Origin of the sequence: Colwellia sp. BRX8-7 (assembly GCF_014077275.1) — a bacterium.
GTDB lineage: Bacteria > Pseudomonadota > Gammaproteobacteria > Enterobacterales > Alteromonadaceae > Colwellia_A.
Genome location: NZ_JACGVP010000001.1, coordinates 348545 through 368578 on the forward strand (window position 1 = coordinate 348545; position 20034 = coordinate 368578).

A 20034-nucleotide genomic window follows, 5' to 3' on the forward strand; every position below is an offset into this window, starting at 1 on the left:
ATTATAGGGATCGTAAATGAAAGAGTTTAATAAAAACCTAGTTACGGTGGCCGTTACAATGGCCTTTACAATAGTCTGTCATAGTTCTGCATTCGCAAATAATATCATCGCCAGCAAAATGATCAACAAACATGCAAAACAGACTCTCTCTTCGGTCACAAAAGACGGTTCTAGTAATAAGGTAGTCGATGCATCAGACCAATCAACAAATAACTTGGTCAACAATAAAATTCCAATAGGTCGTTCACTCACCGACGTGATAATGCTCACACCAGGTACCGTAAAAGGCGACACCGCGTTTGGAAATTTACCCGCTATTAATGGCGCCTCTGTCGCTGAAAATGTGTTTTATGTCAATGGCCTTAATATCACTAATGTTAGAAATAATACCGGTTTTTCGACTGTACCTTTTGATATGTTCGAGTCTGTCGAGGTTATAACCGATGGTTATTCCGCTCAATACGGCCGTTATCACGGTGGCATGATCAATGCTCAAACAAAATCGGGGAGTAACGAATTTAAGGCGGGTATAAACCTGAATTATGAACCTGATTTTCTTCGAGAGTCGTCCCCATCAGTTACGTTAGCGGATGGCTCATATTTTATTGACAATCGGGCCAGTGAATACTCAAATATCGACACTAATCTTTGGGCGTCGGGGGCATTGATTGAAGATCAGCTATTTTTCTATGTTTTATTCAACCCTAGAAAAGTGGAGTATAGTAATTTTGTGAGCGATCCGATTAATCCGGGGCCGAATAATAAAGCCCGATATCAAGTCACGGAAGAAGATCCGTATTGGGGAATGAAGCTCGACGGCTATATTACCGATAACAATCTACTCGAATTCACGCTGTTTTCCGATAGCAGTAATAACGCCACCCAAATCGTCAGCCCCCATGGCGACACGATAGAGTCGCGCAATGGGGTTGACTACACGGGAGGCACAAATTGGACGCTAAAATATACCTCGATTATCACCGATGATTTAGCGTTAAGCGTGCAGTATGGTGTCCATGAAGCTGAACGTACCAGTAAAAATGAACTGGATGACAACCCTGTGGTGTATTACCTTTATGAAAGTGCTGGAGAGTTTGTTAAACAGGGCCAATTTCTTAATTTTCTAATTGATGAAGGAGACGATGAACGCCAGACTATTCGTGTTGATATTAATTGGACGCTCGGTAGTCACGAGTTAAGTTTTGGACTCGACGCCGAGAAATTAACAGCAAACCAGCGTACCATCAACTCGGGTGGCGCTTATTACTTACTTTACGTCGACGATTATACCGATCCCGACACCCCCCAATTCAGGCAAGTCCGTCACCGCCAATATGAATCGGGCGGTAGCTATGAGTCGGAAAATATCGCCTACTACCTTGAAGACAAATGGCAAGCCACCGACCTGTTAACAGTAAACTTTGGCTTGCGCAGCGACTCCTTCAAAAATGCTGATGGAGTCGGAGAAAACTTCTCAACCATGGATAACCATTGGGCGCCACGTTTGGGCCTAACTTATGACTTATCAGCAGATGGCCGAACGCGACTTTGGCTAAATGCCGGTCGCTTTTACTCACCTATTCCAATGAATGCAAACTTGCGACTCGCAGGGAATGAAACCTACAGGCAAGATTATTATGCCTTTGATGGCTTCGCCGATCCGATTTTACAAATCCCCAATATTAGCGGCACTCCAATCTATTACTTTGACCATTATAATAATGGGTCTCCTCCTGAAAACTACGACATTGCCGATAAAGATTTAAAACCAATGACGTCTGACAACGTCAATATTGGTTTTCAAATGCCCGTCACGGACAACTGGCTGCTGACTATTGAAGGTACTTACCGTAATTTAGCTATGGCGGTTGAAGATATAAACGTAGACGCGAGCTTTAATCGTTATCTTGAGCGAGAATTTAATGCCAGTTGTACACGGTGCTCAGGTTCTCGTTACTATGTATTGGCCAACCCAGGACAAGATGTGACCATCAAGGCGAACCCAGACTATGACGGGCCACTCCAATATCAAGAATATACGATTCCAGCCGCCGACTTAGGCCACGCAAAGCCCGAGCGCACATATACGGCGATGAGTTTTTCAGTTGAACATGCATGGGACGGTCTGTGGATGTTAAATGCCACGTATACTTGGTCGAAGTCAAAAGGTAATTATGAAGGCTTAGTTCGCTCAGACAACCGCCAAGACAACACTGGCATCAATACTGGGATAACGACACAATATGACCTGCCGGGTCTAATGGATGGCTCCTACGGTGATTTACCCAACGACCGCCGTCATCAAGTCAAAATATACGGGGCGTATCAAATCACTGAACAAATAAGCTTAGCGGCTAATTTCAGTTATCAAACGGGCCGTCCAGTCAACGCATTTGGTTATCACCCAACAGATGAAAGTGCACAAGCCTATGACGCTGAATCGTTTTACGCCCAAGGACAATTAGTACCCCGCGGCTCAAAAGGTCGGACCGACAGTGTGATGACCCTTGATGTGTCTGCTAGCTATCAGTTTGACTTAGACGACTCTACTGTTAATTTACGTGTCGAAGTATTCAACCTGTTAAATTCAGCCAGTGTTACCCAAGTGGATGAAATGTGGGACGATGAAGATAATACCATAGCGGTAACTTCGCCATTAAAGAGCGCGAGTTACGGTTTACCAACTAGTTGGCAAACACCAAGAACAGTACGTTTATCGGTGAATTACGAGTTTTAGCAGAGTCAAAGGACAAGTATGCCAACTGCAGGATTAAAGGTAGGCTTGGGGCAACAGTCTTTTGAGCAATTACCCAAAGTGCCTTTTAAGCGAAAATAAAAAAGAAAGACGCGCTTTAAAAAGGCAGGGTAATATTTTACTGGTGATTGAACACGTTCAAATTAATAGTGATACTATCGCTTATGCAAAAATATCACTATGTGGTTGACTCGATTCAGTACTTGAAAAAGGATGTCACGAGGTGCCATCCAAAAAGTATAAAGAAGAGGTTAGTTAAGGATACCTGTTAATATTAATACCGCTATAACAGCTAGACACAACAACAGAGTCCGCTTTGCCAACCTCACTAATAAACAAGGTTCCGCAGTACAGTCATCAGGGTCAACCATAAAGTCTTCAGACTTTTGCGCAACGCTAATCAATATTTGGTTGGGCTGCTTGTTGATATCAAATAAATTTTCTAACCATACCGGCATGGCTTTTGAGAAGTGTCCTACCAGCATATAACCAAAAGCAACCATGCGTACTGGCAACCAGTCGACCCAAAAGAGCATATTTTTCAATAACTGAGATTCATTTTTTTCCATAGAATCTGTTGTTTTAGCCTCATTATTTACTTTAACATCGGCTTCATCAACCTCAGCGTTAGCTTTTTCTTGCTTGTCTGAACATTCTTCTGCAAGCACTTCAGGACATTCATTCATGGTCACTAGTAGACGATAAAATAATGCACCAGCGGGTCCAAAGACAACGAATAAAATCATAATGGCAATAAAATATCGGTAATTTAACCATACCAATAATTGACCAAAACTCATTGGTGCGCTGCAGGTATCTTGTTGCAGTTGGCTATGATGCAATTCACATGTTGTCGGCTCGCCTCGAAAAGCCGACAATAAATAAGCTTTGTAGCTCTGCCGCGTTTTCGTACAACCAAAACAAACAATCAAAATCAAGGTTGAAAAAATTAAATAGAGTAAGCCATCATCAACAAGCTCGAGCAATAAGTCACAAACAACAACGGGGATGGCAATAAAGATAAGCTGTGAGACAATTGACGGTTTGGCTAAATGCATTAATTTAGTGCGTTTAAATAGATCAACATAAGCATGAAAATAGGTTTGAAATTGCCACGCTGTCGTCGACAAGTAACGCTCTGCCGCCAAGGCAATAAGTAAGCTAATAAGACTCATATAGTTTTCCTAATTTATTATCCACTTGTAAAATGAGTATATCGCCGTGGCCATTCAAACACTCTGATATCTGCATTTTCATTGGTAACGAGTATATACCCTTTGCTATTGAATTAACTAGACTTTAAACAATCATGAAAATGTTGCCAATTAAAAGCATCACCCGGATCTGTCTTTCTCCCTGGCGCAATATCACTATGCCCGGCTATATTACTTTTTATGTCGGGATAACATTGCTGCAATGCTTGGGTTAATTGCGCCAAAGTATGATATTGCGCCGCTTCATAAGGAATATCATCAGCGCCTTCAAGCTCAATACCAATAGAAAAATCATTACATTTATCAAGTCCCTGATAAGAGGATACACCAGCATGCCAAGCTTTATCATTGAATGAAACGTATTGAATAATATGCCCTACTCTGGTTATCAGACAATGAGCAGAAACTTTTAGCTGAGCAATTTCTTCAAAATAGCAATGTGCTTTGCTATCTAACTTTCCTAAGAAAAAATCAGTAATATAGCAACCACCAAATTGATTTGGCGGTAATGAGATATTATGTACAACCAATAAATGAACCGTATCATTTTTATCTCGCACACTAAAATGTGGTGATTTTTGTTGTTCTTCATTAACAAGCCAGCCACTGATAATAGGCATATTATTATTTTGCTTGGTGGACAATTTATTTTTTAAGTCTTTCGTCATACAATAGCGTTAATATTTAATTTCAAGATTTGTGAACAGAGTATGACTGAATTTGATTCGACAAACAAAATGGGAAAAATATTTATTTGGTTAGCGTGGTTAATTGCGTTGGCGTTAATGGTGTTTTTTTTTCAAGATGTACTTGATAAGCAATGGGATCCTAACAAAGATCCACAGATGAGTTTAAATACACAGGGTAAAGCGGAAGTAACATTACAACAAAACCGCCAAGGTCATTATGTAGTACATGGTGAAATAAATGAGATGCCCGTGGTTTTTTTACTCGACACTGGAGCAACACAAGTGTCGATTCCCGCTCATATAGCAGAGCAATTGCAGCTCAAGGGAAACAGACCGTCACTCGTTAATACGGCCAATGGCACTACCACTGTTTATCAAACTGAATTACAACAGCTCAGTATTGGTAATATTTATTTGTATGATGTTAGCGCCCACATCAATCCCAGCATGCAGTCTAATGAAATTCTATTGGGCATGAGTGCATTAAAAAGGGTAGAATTCAGCCAGATAGGTAAGAAACTTATTTTACGCGAGCAATGATCTACCTGCTGTGATTTACTGGCGATAAACGCCCCACTAAAAACTCACTTAATTATTTACCAACAAGAGAATAAAATTCAATGCTTTCTGTGCAACTACAACACGATATTAAAAAAACAGTAACTTGGGCATTATGTGAAGATTTAGGTGTTGATAACGCCGACGCATTAAAAAATAGCCAAGATATTACAGCTGAGTTAATTCCACTGGAAAATATAGCGGTTGCTAATATCATTACCCGTGAAGATTGTATTATTTGTGGTGTGGCTTGGGTTAACGAAGTTTTTGCCCAGCTCGATGTGATACATAAGACAAAAACGGATATTACTTGGTTTGTTAACGACGGCGAAAGTGTCAAAGCCAATAGCACTTTATTTGAATTATCTGGAAACGCACGTGTTCTTCTTACTGGCGAACGATGTGCTTTAAATTTTTTACAATCCCTTTCAGGAACCGCTACATTAACCAGTCGCTATGTTAAAGAATTATCGGCGAGTAACACTAAGTTACTTGATACCCGAAAAACAGTGCCTGGCTTACGTAGCGCGCAAAAATATGCGGTAACATGTGGCGGCGGTGTTAATCATCGTATTGGTTTATTTGATGCTTTTTTAATTAAAGAAAATCATATTGCCGCCTGTGGTGGCATCGAGAAGTCGATTCAAACGGCTCGAAAAAACCATCCAAATAAAACGGTTGAAGTTGAAGTTGAAAATATCGAAGAACTCACTCAAGCATTAAAGGCTGGCAGCGATATTATTATGCTTGATAACTTTAGTCATGAAATGATTGAGCAAGCGGTTATAGCAACCGCTGAAATTTCACAAGGTAAAACCAAATTAGAAGTTTCTGGCAATATGAACATAGAATCACTAAAAAGCTATGCAAAAGCAGGTGTCGATTTTATTTCAGTGGGCGCATTAACTAAAAACATCAATGCTATTGACCTTTCTATGCGCTTTGTTTAACATTTTAACGTGTCACAATTAGTTAAAAAAATGTTACTTATTGATATTTTTTTAACTAATATCAAAAAAATGATAAAAAAAGTGTCACAAAATTTTACATTTCCTGATTTTTGTCGCAATATAAATTCAGCCCCCGTAATCATGTATGGATATACCTATTATGAACAATGTTAAATCTTTAAGAAATAAATCTTTAAATAAAGCAAAGGGTTTTACCCTTATTGAATTAATGATCGTTGTTGCGATCATCGGTATTTTAGCGGCAGTTGCACTACCTGCTTATCAAGATTATACAAAAAAAGCGAAGTTTGCTGAAGTAGTTTCAATGGTTGGTGCAGCGAGAACTGCAGTGGAACTTTGCTTCCAAACTGAAGGTTCATTAGCTTCATGTGATGCAGGCGTCGGAGGTATTCCAGCTACAGTAGCTACTGGTACTTATGCAAACCTTGACACTATGACTATTGTGGACGGTGTTATAACAGCAGCGTCAACAGCAGCGACTGATTCTTCCAATATGATTGCTACTCCTACAGGAAGCCCTTTAACTTGGACGATAACTTCAACAACCGCTAGTTGTTTAACTAGCGGCTGGTGTAAGGCAAAATAATATAAGTTAGTAAATATTTATAAAAAAAGGCTCCTTTGGGAGCTTTTTTATTGTCTAAACTTTATTAACTCGTTGTTATTACTTAAATCAATCACGGGTTAAGCTATACTTATTGTAAACATTATGAGTAAATACATAATGACTTGCATATATCTAAAAGTTCACAATAAAAGGTTGCCATGAAAGGACATCACAGACAATTAAGTGTGTTATCTACACTTTTAAAACATAATATTGTCGCCGAAAATAAGGTTGACATTATAAGTGCTGACTTCCTTAAACAATCAAAACCTTTCATTCGTTTTCTTATTGAAGATAAGAGTTTAGACGCTGAAAATATTGCCAAAATACTCTCTCGCAGTTTTGGCTATCCTCTCATAGATTTAAACGCTTTTGACACGGCTATGATCCCCGAAGGTATCCGTAACGAAAAATTGATCCGCAAACATAATGCATTGCCGCTATTTCTTAGAGGTAAAGTATTATTCGTAGCGATGTCTGATCCCACTGATTTAGATGCATTAGAAGATATTCAGTTCAACACCGGTTTTCCTACCGAATTAGTGTTGACTAACGATAAAGATTTACAAATATTTATTGATAAAATTCTGGAAGAAGAAAGTGATGCTTTAGATATTACCGATATTGATGCTGCTGAACTTGCCGGTATTGACGTTCAAGAGGAGCGCCAAGAAGATGATAGCGCTACCGGTGATAAAGAAGATGCACCGATTGTTGTTTATATCAATAAGATATTACTCGATGCTATTCGCAAAGGCGCCTCAGATTTACACTTTGAACCTTACGAAAAATCTTACCGTATACGCTTTCGTGTTGATGGCATTTTAACTGAGATGGCAAAGCCGCCCGTATCACTTGCCTCTCGTATGGCGGCACGTTTAAAAGTAATGTCAAAACTCGATATCGCTGAACGGCGAGTCCCACAAGATGGACGGATAAAATTAGCCTTGTCCAAGAAAAAATCAATTGATTTTCGAGTCTCAACGTTACCGACAATGTGGGGCGAAAAAGTGGTAATGCGTATTCTTGACTCTTCTAGCGCGATGTTAGGTATTGAAATGCTCGGCTATGAGCCGGCGCAAAAGCAAATTTACATGGACGCTTTAGCGCAACCACAAGGAATGATATTAGTCACGGGACCGACCGGTTCAGGTAAAACAGTGTCTCTTTACACCGGGTTAAATATTCTTAACACCGAAGAACGTAATATATCAACAGCAGAAGATCCGGTAGAAATAAATTTAGATGGCGTTAATCAAGTACAAATTAATGTGCGTGCCGGCTTAACCTTTCCTAATGCGCTGCGCTCTTTTCTTCGTCAAGATCCCGATATTGTTATGGTAGGGGAAATTCGTGATCTTGAAACTGCAGAAATAGCGATTAAAGCCGCACAAACCGGTCACTTAGTGTTGTCCACATTACACACAAACTCGGCATCAGAGACCCTGACTCGATTATTAAATATGGGTGTTCCTTCATATAACGTTGCCAGTTCAGTCAGTATTATTATTGCTCAGCGTTTAGCCAGACGCTTATGTAATCGCTGTAAAGTTGAGGATGTTATACCTAGACCTGAACTAGAAAAGCAAGGTTTTACCCCTGAACAACTTAGCGAAATAAAATTATTTAAACCCGTAGGTTGCGATCAATGTACGGGGGGCTATAAAGGTCGTGTTGGTGTTTATGAAGTGATAAAAATCAGTGAAAAAATGTCTTCTATCATTATGGAAGGCGGAAATTCTATGGATATCGCTCAGCAGTGTCAAAAAGAAGGTTACAATAACTTACGCCAATCGGGTTTAGAAAAAGCCCATCAAGGGGTAACAAGTTTGGCAGAAATAAACCGAATAACGTCTGCATAACAATAAACCACTCACTTTTTATTTTTAGTGATCTTGACTAGTATTAACAATGATTAATATTTTAACTTTACAGGTAAACACTATATGGCAACTTCAGGGGCTCAAAAAAGAAAATTACCACAAGCTAAAGCTCTTGATACGTTTGTTTGGCAAGGGGTAAACCGTAAGGGTAAAAAAGTTAATGGTGAGCTACCCGCGACCAGCATGCTAGAGCTAAAATCTCAGCTACGCAAACAAGGCATTACCCCAGGGAAAGTAAAAAAGAAAGCCAAATCAATTTTTGGGAATGCCAATGATAAAAAAATAATACCTGCAGATATCGCCATTGTTACACGGCAAATTGCGACCATGCTTGGCGCTGGTGTCCCCTTAGTACAAACCGTTGAAATGATTGGTAAAGGTCATAGCAATGGCAATATGCAAAGATTGTTAGGTGATATCAATAATAAACTGCAATCGGGTATTCCTTTATCAGAGTGTTTACGCGACCATCCTAAATACTTTGATGACTTATATTGTGATTTAGTCAGTTCTGGCGAACAATCGGGCGCACTTGAGACCATTTATGATCGTATTGCGACTTACAAAGAAAAAGCCGAAGCATTAAAGTCTAAAATTAAAAAAGCGATGACTTATCCTATTTCTGTATTAGTGATAGCATTTATTGTTACCTCAATATTATTAATTTTTGTCGTGCCGGTATTTCAAGATATTTTTGCCAGCTTTGGCGCTGAGTTACCTGCGTTTACTTTATTTGTTATTGCCATATCAGAATTTATGCAAGCTTATTGGTATTTAGGCTTAGCGGGGCTATTTATTGCCAGTTTCTTTTTTAAAAAAGCTCATCTTAACAGCCAAAGTTTTAGAGACCGAGTTGATAGAATAATATTAAAAATTCCGGTTATTGGTGCCTTACTCGAAAAGGCAGCCGTTGCCCGCTACGCGAGAACTTTATCTACCACCTTTGCCGCCGGTGTTCCCTTACCTGACGCATTAGAGTCGGCTGCGGGTGCGTCTGGTAATGCGGTTTTTCGTATAGCGATCCTTGAAATTCGCGCCGAAGTGTCATCGGGTATGCAAATGAATTTAGCAATGCGTAACTGTAATATCTTTCCTGACATGGTTATACAAATGGTCGCAATTGGTGAAGAATCAGGCGCTGTAGATGATATGCTTGCCAAAGTTGCCACAATATATGAGCAACAAGTTGATGACGCAGTAGACTCACTGACCAGTTTATTAGAGCCGATGATAATGGCAGTGCTCGGTGTAGTGATTGGCGGGTTAATTATCGCTATGTACTTACCTATTTTCGAAATAGGTAAAGTTGTTTAGTGCGCACGCTAATATTTTTATACTAGTTTTCAACATAGTTAAATAATAATTAATAAATAATAAAAGGTTTTATCTTGTCTGAATTTATTCATCTGTTAGAAAGTAACTCGCTGTTTTTTTATGGCTTTGTTTTTGTTTTCTCGTTAATGATAGGTAGCTTTTTAAACGTAGTTATTTATCGTTTTCCAAAAATGTTAGAACAAGGTTGGTATCAAGAGTGTCGAGAATTTCTTGCCGATGAGCTCAAGCCATCATCGACAAAGCAAGTAGAACCCCTTACTTTATCAACGCCCGATTCTACCTGTCCACATTGCCAACATAGCATACGTTTTTATGAAAACATTCCTGTGGTTAGCTGGTTAGTGTTGAAAGGAAAATGTAGCCAATGTAAAAATAAAATTTCTGCGCGTTATCCATTAGTTGAATTAAGTACCGCTTTATTGAGTTTAGTTATTGCTCAACATTTTGGTGTCACTGTTATCACTTGTTACGCCTTAATATTGACGTGGGGCCTAATTGCCTTAACGATGATCGACTTTGATCATATGCTGCTCCCCGACCAAATTGTTCTGCCATTAATGTGGTTAGGCTTAATCGTAAATCTATCAAATGGAATTGTGCCTTTAGAAGATGCTGTTATCGGCGCTATTGCCGGCTACACCAGCCTTTTTACCGTTTTTTGGCTGTTCAAATTAGCGACGGGCAAAGAAGGCATGGGCTTTGGTGATTTTAAGCTGTTTGCACTCTTTGGTGCTTGGCTTGGTTGGCAATTATTACCCTTACTTATTTTAATGGCATCAGTAGTCGGTGCCATTATCGGCATTAGTTTAATGCTTTTTAAAAATCATCAAAAAGATCAGGCGATTCCTTTTGGCCCTTATCTTGCGATCGCAGGTTGGATCACATTTTTATGGGGTGAAAATATATGGTCTTGGTATTTAGTCCAAGTGCTTTAGCCGAATGAAAATGACTATAGCAAAAAAGATCGTTATTGGTTTAACCGGCGGTATTGGTTGTGGCAAAACAACCGTTGCTAATTTTTTTGCCGACTTAGACATCGATATTATTGATGCCGATATCGCGGCAAGAAAAGTTGTCGCACCTAACAGCGGCGCATTACTGCAAATATCTCAGCATTTTGGCAAGACGTTTATTATGCCAGACGGCACCCTTAATCGGGCCTTATTACGCAGTCAAATATTCAGTAATGAATCAGATAAACAATGGCTTAATAACTTACTTCACCCGTTAATAAGACAAACCATGCTCGAAGAGATCCAGCAAAGTCAGTCACCATATTGCTTGCTTGTCGCACCTTTACTTATCGAGAACAACTTACAGAGTTTAGTTGCACGTATTTTAGTAATTGATATCAGTGAATCAGCACAAGTTAAGCGTGCGGTATTGCGTGATCCTAGCTCATCAGATGAAATAAAGCGTATTATTGCCAGTCAAATATCAAGGGAAGATCGCTTAAAACATGCCGATGATATTATTGATAACTCCAGTTCTGACTTGAGCCTAATAAAAGCGAGTGTCATTAAGCTAGACCAAAAATATCGAAATTTAGCAACGAGTTAGTAAAATTGTACAAATTTTACTATTTTTAGCAAAAAAATTCGCCATTTCTGTTGGGTGTCGTTAGTATGGAAAGCTAAACACTCAGCTTTATTGATGACATTAGGTTAATGACTAAAATTTTATATGAACATCCGCTTAACGAACGGATCCGTAACTACCTTAAACTTGAACATTTATTTGCTCAGGCACAAGATTGTCTGCAGCGTAAAATTTCAGTCAGCCATCAAGTTTTCTTTAACGCCTTATTTGCCATTATTGATACCTTAGAACGAAATGATGTTCGCGGTGACTTAATTAAAGATCTTGAAAAACTAGAACAAAATTTAGTGATATGGTCACAAGCGCCTGAAATAGATGACAGTATCTTAGCTGAAAATCTACAACAAACTGTAGAGCTTATTTGTCAATTAAAACCAAATACTCCTGTGTGGGCACAACTCAAACACGACAAGTTTCTGGCGACCTTAAAACAACGCTTTGCCATGCAGGGTGGCAGCTCAAGTTTCGATTTACCACAATTACAGTTTTGGTTACATCAAGACAGTGAGATTCTTGCTAAAGATGTCCAAGGCTGGCTTGCCCTACTTGAACAAGTTAAAAGCGCTTTAGATATGATATTAAAGTTTATTCGCCAACGGGCTGAATTCAAACAGATAGATACCGAGAGTGGTTTTTACCAAGATAATGGTGAAGGTATTTTATTACTTCGTATTAAAGTCGACCAAAAATCACCTTATTACCCAACGGTAAGTGGCAATCGTCTGCGTTATTCTATTCGCTTTATGTCTCTTTGTGATGAAACCGGACGTAAGTATTCAAATAAGGCCACTTCATTTCAATTAGCTCGCTGTTAGCATTGGCTTAATTAATTTCACAAATACCCTTTATCCATTCAATATGCAGGTTTCATCTTGGAGTAGGAAGGGTATAATCCCACCACTAAGTATTTAATTACAAGCACCAACTATGACCTTAAAAGTATCTTGTCCAACGTGTCAAAAAGAAGTTATTTGGCAACCAGAGAGTCAGTTTCGCCCTTTTTGCTGCAAACGTTGCCAGTTAATTGATATTGGTGAATGGGCTGATGAAGGACATAAAATCAGCCAGCCATTACAAGGTGATATTCAGTTAACCGAAGAGATGCTTGACGCACTTGAAGGTGAGTTTTTACAAAGTAATAAGTTTTTTGTTGAACCAGAATAGTATTATTTGTTCATCAGCAGTTTTTCAACAATCGCAACATTAGCGGCGGGAAAGTCACATTGGCTTAATTGCGCTAATGTGAACCAAGCTGATTGCTGTCCTTCTTGGGCAATAGGTTCATGTTGGAAGTTATCAACCACATAAACATCTAATAGCACCTTTTTATCGCCATAATCATGGCTAACTTCAATGAGCGGGTAGCAAGAGAGGACATCTATTGCTACTTCTTCTTGAAGCTCTCTGTGTAAAGCCTGAGCAACTGTTTCATCTTTTTCCACCTTACCACCAGGAAACTCCCATTTCCCGCCTTGATGAGCATTAGCGAGGCGCTTGGTAAGAAAGTACTGCTCTTCTCGCATGATAACACCGACAGCTACATGTACTACTTTTTGCATAACTCTTTCCTAAAGCTTTAAATTAATCAATGATTTCGTTGTTAACGCAGAAGACGAACCTAGCTTAAACAACAAAGCGTCTAATCATACCCTACGCATAATTTTACATAACCATGCTTTGCCATGTCTGTGAAAACGACATTGTCCAAATGAATTTAGTTAATGATGATTCGTCTGTAACAAAAATTATAACTGAACACTGCAATAATAATCGTCATTAGCATTGCGCATATAAAAAACGCCAGTCAATAACTGGCGTTTTTTCAAACATATTAATAAATAACGATTAGGTTAATTTACCATGACATTGCTTATATTTCTTACCTGAACCACATGGACAAGCTTCATTACGACCTACTCGTTGTATTTCTGGCTTTGTCTCTGTACTGCTAGCAGATTCGTGGGTATATTCTTTTGGAATATCTTCAGCTTTACGATGTTGCTCTTCAACAGCTTCAACATCAGACTCAGCGCGAATTTTTACTTTGCTAAGAATACTGATAACGTCATATTTCAGGGTCTCAAGTAATTCACCAAATAACTCAAAAGATTCACGTTTAAACTCTTGCTTAGGGTTTTTCTGAGCATAGCCACGTAAATGTATACCTTGACGTAGATGATCCATCGCTGCTAAATGTTCTTTCCAATGAGAATCTAAGCTTTGTAACATAACCGCTTTTTCAAATTGACGAATAACATCGGCACCAGCTTGCTCTTCTTTCTCGGTATAGTTAGCTTCAACTTCTGCTAGTAGTTTTTCGCGTAAAGTTTCTTCATGCAATTTAGTATCTTCTTCAAGCCACTTTGCAATAGGGAACTCTAAAGATAGTTCGCCCTTAAAGCGCTCTTCTAAACCAGAGATATCCCACATTTCTTCCATAGATTGCTGAGGAATATGCTGATTTATAATACCAGTTACTACATCTGTACGAATATTTTTAATAACATCAGCAATATCAGCTTCGTCCATTAACTCGTTACGTTGTTCATAAATAACTTGGCGTTGATCATTAGAAACATCATCGAACTCAAGAAGTTGTTTACGAATATCGAAGTTACGACCTTCAACTTTACGCTGAGCATTTTCGATGCTGCGAGTTACCCATGGATGTTCAATGGCTTCGCCGTGCTCCATGCCTAACTTGCGCATCATGTTTGAAATACGTTCTGAAGCAAAAATTCGCATCAGTGCATCTTCCATCGATAAGTAGAAGCGAGTTGAACCTGCATCACCTTGACGTCCTGAACGGCCGCGTAATTGATTATCAATACGACGAGACTCATGGCGTTCAGTGGCAACTATGTGTAAGCCACCTAGTTCTAAGACTTTATTGTGCTGTATTATCCATTCTTCTTTCGCTTTAGCGATGCTTTCTTTGCTTTGGTCTTTTAATTTAGCAACAATCGCATCAAAGTTTCCGCCTAATACGATATCGGTACCACGGCCTGCCATGTTAGTTGCGATAGTTACTGCGCCAACTTTACCCGCATCAGCAACAATTTCAGCTTCTTGCTGGTGAAACTTAGCATTCAATACTTTGTGCTTAATTTTTGCTTTCTTTAAGAAGTCAGATAAAAACTCAGAGGTTTCTATACTGATCGTACCAACAAGCACAGGTTGTCCGCGTTCAACACAATCTTTAATATCTTCTAAAATCGCTTCAAACTTTTCATCAGCGGTTAAATAGATTAGATCAGCAAGATCTTTACGGATCATCGGTTGATTGGTTGGAATAACTACGGTTTCTAAACCATAAATATGATTAAACTCAAATGCTTCTGTGTCAGCAGTACCTGTCATTCCTGATAATTTTTCGTAGATACGGAAAAAATTCTGGAACGTTATCGAAGCTAAGGTTTGATTTTCGTTTTGAATATTCACCCCTTCTTTTGCTTCAACGGCTTGATGTAACCCTTCTGACCAACGACGACCTTCCATCGTACGACCGGTATGTTCATCAACAATAACGATTTCGTCATCTTTAACAATATAATCGACATCTTTTTGGAAAAGCTTATGGGCACGTAATGCCGCCATAACATGATGCAATAAGGTAATATTGGTTGCTGAAAACAAAGAATCGCCGTCTTGAATGAGACCTTTCTCATTCATGATTTCTTCAATTCTTATTTGGCCATGCTCTGTTAGATAGATTTGCTTAGACTTTTCATCAATGGTGAAATCACCTTCAACAAAATCTTTAGATTGACCGGTATCTTTATCTTTGTCTTCTTCGTTTTGTAGTACCAACGTCGGCACAACAAGGTTAATTTGACGATAAAGTTCAGAGCTATCTTCGGCTTGACCCGAAATAATCAAGGGAGTTCTAGCTTCATCGATTAAAATTGAATCGACTTCATCAATAACAGCAAAATTCAATGGCTTTTGCGTACGTTCTTCTGGCGAAAAGGCCATATTGTCACGTAAGTAATCAAAACCAAATTCGTTGTTAGTACCATAGGTAATATCTGAATTATAAGCCGCTTGCTTTTCAGCTGATGCTAATCCGGCAATATTACAACCTACCGTCATATCTAGAAAATCAAATAATGGTCGACACCAGTCAGCATCACGTGTTGCTAGGTAATCATTCACCGTTATAACGTGAACACCCTTACCTGTTAATGCGTTGAGGTAAGAAGGAAGTGTCGCGGTTAACGTTTTACCTTCACCAGTGCGCATCTCCGCAATTTTACCATCGTTTAAGACCATGCCGCCGATCATTTGTACATCAAAGTGGCGCATACCAAAGACACGTTTACTGGCTTCACGTACAACAGCAAATGCTTCTGGTAGGATACTTGATAGAGATTCTTCTTTGGCTAAACGCTCTTTAAATTCTGCGGTTTTTGCTTTTAGTTCTTCGTCAGAAAGAGCTTCCATAACGGGCTCTAAGGCGTTTATTTTTAAAACTTCTTTATTCATTTGTTTAATTAATCGATCATTACGACTACCAAACATTTTCGTCATTAACTTTACAAACATCTTGTTAAACCATATTGATATTAGAAGAAATACTTCCGCTGAAAATAACGTGACCAACAAGGGTCACATAAATTGTTTTTATTTTGCTTTTCTATATACGAACTTAATTGGATCTATTTGTGCATTATTGCGTAAAATTTCGTAATGAACATGAGGTCCAGTCGAGCGCCCCGTGCTACCCATACGTGCAATAATTTGTCCTTTGCTAACCACATCTCCTACTTTAACGAGTAAATTTTTATTATGACCATAACGAGTTTTTAATCCTCTACCGTGATTAATCTCGATAAGTTGCCCGTAGCCGTACCGGTCACTTGCCCAAGAAACAACACCTGAAGCCGTTGCAATTATCGCAGCACCTTCTTTACCTGCGAAGTCTACACCTTTATGTATCGCTGCTTTACCACTAAATGGGTCTTTTCGTACACCGTAATATGAAGAGAGCCAACCACCAATCATTGGTCGACCAGACAAATAGCTGCTACTTTCTATATGGTGACCCAAAGTCAAAGATTCAAGCGTAGTCAGTTGATTTTCTTCGTGGTGCAAACTTTCTTCTAGTGTTGATATTTCAGTTAACAACTCTGCCAGTGGCTTTTTATAATGGTTTTCACTCTGCAGCATAGGACCACCTGATGGCGGTAATTGTTGAAAATTAAATTCATTTTCTGGAATTGATGCTTCACTTGCTAAACGGTCACCTAAAGCATTCAGTCGTAGCACTTGGCTTTGCAACTCAGCGAGTTTCATCGTTAGTGCGGTTAATTGTGGTTCAGTTAATTGCTGAAGATCTATCTTAGCGGGTGAATTCAAAGCATAGGGTACAGCTTGTGGCACGTCATCAGCAGAAAAAATCAAATGAACAACAAAGCCTGATATTAGCGCAAATACAGTGATCGCAGACAACCAATGCAACTTATTCAGCGTCATTGAAAATCTAACGTTCTTTCCACGATATAGTAGTGTTAAACTCATAATTACTTAAATACTATTCCAAAGTAGAGTGGTTAATGGCACGCAAAACAAGAAAACCTTCAGATATGTCAGAGCTCTTTCAATCATCGAAAGGCACTTTGGCACAAATAGCAGCAAAAACCAACTCTTTAACTATCTTGTCTGACATTGTACGCCAAACTTGCCCTGACCTGCCAGCAGATGTCTGGCATATTGCCAATTTTAAGCAAAATTCTTTAGTAATTGAGGTCACATCTGCTGTTTGGAGCCAAAGACTTCAGTTTGAACGGATGAATATTTGCCGTGAACTGGCCATTGCTACCGACAAGGCTTTTGATCAAATTGAAATTAAGGTATCGCCTTATCGCAATAAAGTCGTTTATCAATCTGAAGAAAAACCCGCGGAGCCATTACATATCTCACAAAACACCGCTAACCAATTATTGGCTATTGCTAAAAACGCGCCAGAGAGTTTACGTAAAAAATTAGAAAAATTGGCAAAACACGCTGATAAAAACGCCATATGATAATTTTGCCTAGATATGATTTATACCCTTTATCTTAAAATAAAAAACCAGTCATTTGACTGGTTTTTTTATTGAGTAACATTAGCAGTATCTTAATTAAAATGCTGCAGCAGTTACTTCTTGATATTGGATAGGAGACGGTGTTTCATCTTCGTAAGTCACCCATTCCCAACTTTCTTTTTGCTTAAAGACTTCTCTTAACAAGATATTATTTAAGCCATGTCCGGATTTAAAGGCATTTAACTCACCTAAAATGCTGTGACCACACATGTACAAGTCGCCAATCGCATCGAGTATTTTGTGTTTAACAAATTCATCGTCATAGCGTAATTCATCTTTATTAAGCATGCGGTATTCGTCAAGTACAATGGCATTTTCTAAACTGCCACCTAAAGCTAAATCGTGAGAGCGAAGAAATTCGATATCACTCATAAAGCCAAAAGTACGTGCTCGACTAATTTCTTTAATAAAAGAACAGCTAGATAAGTCCATGCTCATCGTCTGACATGTTTTAGAAATAACAGGATGTTCAAATTCAATAGCAAAATTAATTTTAAAACCATGGTAAGGCTTTAATTCTGCCCATTTGTCACCTTCTTCAACACGAACAGTTTTCTTTATGCGAATAAAACGTTTTGCTGCTGCTAATGTTTTGATGCCAACCGACTGTATTAAATAAACGAACGGCAATGCGCTACCGTCCATAATCGGGATTTCAGGAGAATCTATTTCAACAATTAAGTTGTCAATACCTAAACCTGCGGCAGCTGATAACAAGTGCTCGACGGTGGAAATCTTCACACCTTGTTCATTGACTAAGCACGTACACAAAGTTGTCTCGCCCACAGCTTCAGGCGTTGCTGAAATTTCAACAATCGGATCTAAATCTATGCGGCGAAAAACAATACCAGTATTGGCTGGCGCAGGACGGAGAGTCAACTGCACCTTTTCACCTTTGTGTAAACCAACACCAACGGCGGTTACACTGTCTTTTAATGTACGTTGTTTAATCATAAATGCCTTATTAAGCTTTTACTAACCTTGAAATGCACCGTCCTCTTTCGACGGGCGCACAATATAGCAGAAAAACATAACAAAATCAAAATATCAGCTTTTAGCTTCACATTATTTTACACACAACTGTTCAACCAGCCGTATACTAGTCACATATTAATTCGAATAATATTAGCGATTATATACACTATTTTTATTCTCTGATGACAAAATTAACCGTTCAAATTAGTCAGCTTGTTTACGTAAAAATGCCGGGATATCTAAATAGTTCTCGATATCTGCTGCAGTTTGTACTTGAGCATTGCTGTCTTGCATTGTTATCGGCGCTGTATTTACTTCTGCCTGTGGGCTAGCAATAAATTCTTGGCCAACGGCAATAGGTGCAACAGTAGGAGCTGGATTTACTAATGTTATATCTGGCTTGCGATCAGCACCAATACCGGTTGCAACTACAGTTACACGTAATTCATTAGTCATTTCAGGGTCGATAACCGCACCAACAACAACCGTTGCATTTTCAGAAGCAAAGGCCTTTACTGCATTACCCACTGTTTCAAATTCATCGATACTAATATCCATGCCAGCAGTAATGTTTACCAAAATACCGCGAGCACCGGCTAGGTCAACATCTTCAAGTAATGGACTCGAAATTGCAGCTTCTGCAGCTTCTTCTGCACGATCAGGACCCGATGCAATACCAGAACCCATCATTGCTGTGCCCATTTCTGACATAACGGTACGCACATCGGCGAAATCGACGTTAATCAAACCTGGACGAGTAATTAGCTCTGCAATACCCTGCACAGCACCTAACAATACATTATTTGCGGCTTTAAAAGCGTCAAGTAACGACGTACCTGGGCCTAAAACTTTTAATAATTTTTCATTAGGTATAGTAATTAATGAGTCGACACTTTTTGATAATAACTCAATACCTTGATCTGCATAGTTCATGCGTTTCTTGCCTTCAAATGGGAAGGGTTTGGTAACAACAGCAACCGTTAATATGCCCATTTCTTTTGCAATTTCAGCAACAACTGGAGCAGCACCCGTACCTGTACCACCACCCATACCTGCGGCGATAAAGATCATATCAGCCCCTTGTAGCGTTTCTCTAATCGTTTCTCTGTCTTCTTCAGCGCTGCGACGACCTATTTCAGGGTTAGCGCCGGCACCTAAACCTTTAGTAACATCTGCACCAAGTTGTAAAGTAACATTGGCTGCTGAATTACGTAATGCTTGTGAATCGGTATTTGCCGTAATAAATTCAACACCTTCAATGGTTTGACAAACCATGTGCTCAACTGCATTACCGCCACCGCCACCAACACCAATGACTTTGATTACTGCTTCTTCGTTATGATCTTCCATTAATTCAAACAT

Annotated in this window: 18 protein-coding genes; 11 read left to right on the plus strand and 7 right to left on the minus strand. The window is 39.1% G+C overall.

The window, feature by feature from the left end:
• Nucleotides 1-16 precede the first annotated feature (16 nt).
• Nucleotides 17-2737: a TonB-dependent siderophore receptor gene (locus H4J57_RS01485; protein WP_182241728.1), complete on the plus strand. Its 2721-nt coding sequence runs from the start codon at nucleotides 17-19 to the stop codon at nucleotides 2735-2737.
• 269 nt (nucleotides 2738-3006) lie between these two features.
• Here the strand turns inward: H4J57_RS01485 and ampE are convergent, their stop codons facing one another.
• A complete protein-coding gene (ampE, locus tag H4J57_RS01490; protein ID WP_182241729.1) occupies nucleotides 3007-3930 on the minus strand; it encodes a beta-lactamase regulator AmpE in 924 nt (307 codons plus the stop codon).
• A gap of 113 nt (nucleotides 3931-4043) precedes the next feature.
• Nucleotides 4044-4637 carry a 1,6-anhydro-N-acetylmuramyl-L-alanine amidase AmpD gene (gene ampD / locus H4J57_RS01495; protein ID WP_259366760.1) on the minus strand — a complete coding sequence of 198 codons (594 nt, stop codon included), beginning with the start codon at nucleotides 4635-4637 and terminating at the stop codon, nucleotides 4044-4046.
• 42 nt (nucleotides 4638-4679) lie between these two features.
• On the opposite strand from ampD, the gene H4J57_RS01500 reads away from it, so the two are divergent.
• From H4J57_RS01500 to yacG, 9 genes are all read left to right on the plus strand, one after another.
• Entirely contained in the window at nucleotides 4680-5198 is a 519-nt protein-coding gene (locus H4J57_RS01500) for a TIGR02281 family clan AA aspartic protease (RefSeq protein WP_182221124.1), read from the plus strand.
• A gap of 89 nt (nucleotides 5199-5287) precedes the next feature.
• Complete coding sequence (nadC, locus tag H4J57_RS01505) at nucleotides 5288-6166, plus strand: carboxylating nicotinate-nucleotide diphosphorylase (protein WP_409049403.1); 879 nt, start codon at nucleotides 5288-5290, stop codon at nucleotides 6164-6166.
• A 160-nt stretch (nucleotides 6167-6326) separates the two neighbouring features.
• Nucleotides 6327-6773 (plus strand): prepilin-type N-terminal cleavage/methylation domain-containing protein, encoded by a 447-nt coding sequence (locus H4J57_RS20235; protein ID WP_182241731.1) that lies wholly within the window; start codon nucleotides 6327-6329, stop codon nucleotides 6771-6773.
• Nucleotides 6774-6952: 179 nt separating this feature from the next.
• Complete coding sequence (gene pilB, locus H4J57_RS01515) at nucleotides 6953-8656, plus strand: type IV-A pilus assembly ATPase PilB (RefSeq protein ID WP_182221126.1); 1704 nt, start codon at nucleotides 6953-6955, stop codon at nucleotides 8654-8656.
• An 84-nt stretch (nucleotides 8657-8740) separates the two neighbouring features.
• Complete coding sequence (locus tag H4J57_RS01520) at nucleotides 8741-9991, plus strand: type II secretion system F family protein (RefSeq protein ID WP_182221127.1); 1251 nt, start codon at nucleotides 8741-8743, stop codon at nucleotides 9989-9991.
• 74 nt (nucleotides 9992-10065) lie between these two features.
• Complete coding sequence (locus tag H4J57_RS01525) at nucleotides 10066-10947, plus strand: A24 family peptidase (RefSeq protein ID WP_259366316.1); 882 nt, start codon at nucleotides 10066-10068, stop codon at nucleotides 10945-10947.
• 10 nt (nucleotides 10948-10957) lie between these two features.
• Nucleotides 10958-11572, plus strand: coding sequence for a dephospho-CoA kinase (coaE, locus tag H4J57_RS01530; protein WP_220470248.1), 615 nt, complete (start codon nucleotides 10958-10960; stop codon nucleotides 11570-11572).
• 107 nt (nucleotides 11573-11679) lie between these two features.
• Nucleotides 11680-12426: a cell division protein ZapD gene (gene zapD, locus H4J57_RS01535; RefSeq protein ID WP_182213328.1), complete on the plus strand. Its 747-nt coding sequence runs from the start codon at nucleotides 11680-11682 to the stop codon at nucleotides 12424-12426.
• Between the two features lie 112 nt (nucleotides 12427-12538).
• Nucleotides 12539-12775 carry a DNA gyrase inhibitor YacG gene (yacG, locus tag H4J57_RS01540; RefSeq protein ID WP_070374766.1) on the plus strand — a complete coding sequence of 79 codons (237 nt, stop codon included), beginning with the start codon at nucleotides 12539-12541 and terminating at the stop codon, nucleotides 12773-12775.
• A gap of 2 nt (nucleotides 12776-12777) precedes the next feature.
• Here yacG and mutT read toward each other — a convergent pair whose 3' ends face one another.
• The 3 genes from mutT to H4J57_RS01555 all read right to left on the minus strand — a co-directional run bounded on the left by mutT (nucleotide 12778) and on the right by H4J57_RS01555 (nucleotide 17086).
• On the minus strand, nucleotides 12778-13170 hold the full coding sequence (gene mutT, locus H4J57_RS01545; protein WP_182221129.1) for an 8-oxo-dGTP diphosphatase MutT: 393 nt from the start codon (nucleotides 13168-13170) through the stop codon (nucleotides 12778-12780).
• Between the two features lie 286 nt (nucleotides 13171-13456).
• Nucleotides 13457-16156 (minus strand): preprotein translocase subunit SecA, encoded by a 2700-nt coding sequence (gene secA, locus H4J57_RS01550; RefSeq protein WP_182202586.1) that lies wholly within the window; start codon nucleotides 16154-16156, stop codon nucleotides 13457-13459.
• Between the two features lie 78 nt (nucleotides 16157-16234).
• On the minus strand, nucleotides 16235-17086 hold the full coding sequence (locus H4J57_RS01555; protein WP_259366761.1) for a M23 family metallopeptidase: 852 nt from the start codon (nucleotides 17084-17086) through the stop codon (nucleotides 16235-16237).
• An 80-nt stretch (nucleotides 17087-17166) separates the two neighbouring features.
• Here H4J57_RS01555 and H4J57_RS01560 point away from each other — a divergent pair, with 80 nt between their 5' ends.
• On the plus strand, nucleotides 17167-17637 hold the full coding sequence (locus H4J57_RS01560; RefSeq protein ID WP_070374770.1) for a DUF721 domain-containing protein: 471 nt from the start codon (nucleotides 17167-17169) through the stop codon (nucleotides 17635-17637).
• Between the two features lie 96 nt (nucleotides 17638-17733).
• On the opposite strand, the gene lpxC is transcribed toward H4J57_RS01560, so the two are convergent.
• A complete protein-coding gene (gene lpxC, locus H4J57_RS01565; protein ID WP_070374771.1) occupies nucleotides 17734-18651 on the minus strand; it encodes a UDP-3-O-acyl-N-acetylglucosamine deacetylase in 918 nt (305 codons plus the stop codon).
• Between the two features lie 225 nt (nucleotides 18652-18876).
• Nucleotides 18877-20034, minus strand: coding sequence for a cell division protein FtsZ (gene ftsZ / locus H4J57_RS01570; protein WP_070374772.1), 1158 nt, complete (start codon nucleotides 20032-20034; stop codon nucleotides 18877-18879).